Here is a 2,848-nt window from a genome sequence, read left to right on the forward strand (position 1 = left end):
GAATTATATTTCGCCGATACATGGCTGTCAATTATTTGTAATATTGTAATAGTATTATTCTAGCAAAGAAAAAAGTGGTAATCTAAAATCTCTTATTTTATGTAAAAAAGCCTTTCATTAAATTGTACATAGACCATAAACCAAACATTACTATAATGAATCCTGAAATACGATTTACAATATTTAAAGGGAAATTTTTCATTCGATTCATCAATACTCCTGTTACACCGCTAAGAATTAGCCACCATAATGTAGAACCAAAAAATACTCCTAATACTACGACTAAGCTAATTATTGTATCATTATTCGAATTAGACATTCCAAGTCCAGAAAAAATGGCTAAGAAAGATAATATAGTTACTGGATTTGTAATAGTTAAAAGAAAGGTTGAAGCATATGCTCCAAAAACATTATTACCATTGGCTTTAGCTGATGTTTTTGATGGTTTTGAAACGAAAATCTTCAATCCTAGATATAATAAAAACATACTACCAACAAAATGAATCCATCCTTGTTGTTCAACTAAAAATTTAGTTATAAATGTTAAACCAAGTCCAGCAATCAGCCCATACAGCCCATCAGCTGTTGCTGCACCTAAGCCTGACATAAAACCAATACATTTTCCGTACTCCAATGTGCGTCGTATACATAAAACCCCAATAGGTCCAACAGGAGCAGCGATACTAAGCCCAATGATTAATCCTTTGATAAACAATTCAATGACCAACTTATTCTCCCTCCGATATTAGTACTATCCTTTTATCTGTCTTATTCTCATTTTCGCTAGTATCGTACCACCAAACAAAGTGGAATTTTTTCTATTTTGTGAAATGCTAAAAACTAAAAGTAGTGAAAGAGACCGTTATCAACGGTCTCTTTCACTAACATTGTACTTCACTCATTAAAGCATGTGTATTACCTTCTGTATCTTTAAAAAATGTCATCCATGTTTCTATTTGTCCTATTTTCACTACAATATGTGGTTCATCGCTGAAAATAGTTTCCTTGCTTAATAGATCTTTGTAAGTCTCTTTAATGTTTTCAACTTGAAAATAAATGACTGAACTAGATTGAACAAATTTCTCTTTTTCTAGAAGGCTTAAAAAGAGACGCAACCCGTTACATTCAAAGAATGCCATACTATCAGTATTAAATAGCAGTGATAACCCAAGCTTGTCTTTATAAAAATGAATTGCCCTATCTAAATCTTTAACTGGTACCCCAATTTGTCCGATTTTTTGAATCATAGTAGTTTCCAATGAGAATTCCCCTTTCAGATATCAATTCATTCTAAGAATATACGATTAAATTTAGTATTTCTTATCCAAAATCACCTTTTTTCGAAATTCAATAGGAGAAACCCCAACATGTTGTTTAAACATTTTGCTAAAAGATACAGGATTTTGTAATCCCAGTTCAAATGTTATATCAGTCATATTAAAATCTAGTTGTGTTAAAAGCTTTTTCGCTTTCCGAATTCTAAACTCTGATATATGTTGATGAGGTGTTTTATGATATATTTGTGAGTATGTTCTTAACAAATGGTTTGGCGATAAACAAGCAATTTGGGCAATTTCATTCAATTTAATTGGTTTATCATAATAGGCCCTTATATATTCATGTGCGATACTAATTCTTCTATACAATTCTTCTCTTGTAGAATTACGTATTGCCGCTAATGATTCGACTTCTTTCCATGCGTCAAAATGTTCAAATAGAATGATTTGCATTAACTTATGAAATTGTTCTTCATAGCCAACTGGGTCATTCTCAAGAATAGGTAATTTCTCTTTAAATTTTGTTATTTGAGATAATAAAATTTCACTTGTATCATAAGTTTTTTCAAAGAAACCGATATCGTTCCTATCCTTAAAAGGATCGCTAAGAAGTTTATTATTTGATTCTCTTAATGAGTTTAAAATCTCCTCCCCAAATCCCTCTCTAAAAAAGATACAAAAAGATTCTACTTCCTTATTTTCATCAATCGAAATGGTATAAGACCCTTCATTAAGAAGTAAATATCTACTTTCCTCGACAGCAAAAAATCCTTTACTAGTCTTGTAATGTGCTTTTCCATTAGAAAATGTTTTAATAGATAATTGGCCATTCCCTTGCCAATAAAACTGTTTACTTTTTGCATGTAAAACAAAATTAGTAGAATCCATATCATTCATAATACCGTCTCCGTAAGCATGCGATTATATTTTTCAGATAATTCAATTATACATAATAACGGAAGTTTAGCAAAAAACCTTTTACTCTCCTCACCAATCCCTTACAGACCAATTATTGTACAATAAACATGAAAAAGGAGTAATCCTTACGACCACTCCTTTCCACTTTATATTTTTTAAACTATGATTTTACTTATTTATTTCCAAATTTCATTTGCCCATTCAGGATGATCAATAAATGGATTCCGGTTATGTTGATACTTTGTATAGATTATTTCATTACGCTTTCGCTCAAAATCATCAACAGGATCTTGTTCATTCCATTTTAGTAAAACAGATAGCTTTCCCATATAGGGAGCTTTGTTATTGTTTACTTTATCATTAAGTTCCAAATCTACTTCACCGTTATCCCCTTTATAACGAATAGCCATGTAAAATAACATTCTAGCAATATCACCTTTTACACTATCACGAGGCTCCCAGAAATCACTATCATATTTACATTCTGTTGCTTCTGAATGATTTACACCACCGTTATCAAAATCCAAATTTCCACGTGAGCTATTTACAGAAACATCTGTAGCCCTTAAATGATGACGATCCGTTCCAGGCCCTGCAGCCGTTTCAAAATCACCGTGAGATTTCGCCCAAACATGCTCTCGTGTTCAAACGAA

The 2,848-nt window shown here is 31.7% G+C and carries 3 protein-coding genes and 1 pseudogene; all 4 read right to left on the minus strand.

Going from position 1 to position 2,848, the window contains the following annotated elements:
- Positions 1–97: 97 nt before the first annotated feature.
- The gene (locus V7024_RS23270; RefSeq protein ID WP_335524390.1) at positions 98–727 is read right to left on the minus strand and encodes a LysE family translocator; all 630 of its coding nucleotides are present in this window, start codon (positions 725–727) and stop codon (positions 98–100) included.
- A gap of 154 nt (positions 728–881) precedes the next feature.
- Entirely contained in the window at positions 882–1,259 is a 378-nt protein-coding gene (locus V7024_RS23275; RefSeq protein ID WP_335524392.1) for a VOC family protein, read from the minus strand.
- Between the two features lie 51 nt (positions 1,260–1,310).
- A complete protein-coding gene (locus tag V7024_RS23280) occupies positions 1,311–2,174 on the minus strand; it encodes a helix-turn-helix domain-containing protein (RefSeq protein WP_335524394.1) in 864 nt (287 codons plus the stop codon).
- 197 nt (positions 2,175–2,371) lie between these two features.
- Positions 2,372–2,836 (minus strand): annotated as a pseudogene (locus tag V7024_RS23285) (endonuclease I family protein); the annotation flags it as partial.
- Between the last annotated feature and the right edge of the window lie 12 nt (positions 2,837–2,848).

This window comes from Bacillus sp. JJ864, from assembly GCF_036963045.1.
Taxonomy (GTDB): Bacteria; Bacillota; Bacilli; order Bacillales; family Bacillaceae_G; genus Bacillus_A; species Bacillus_A pseudomycoides_C.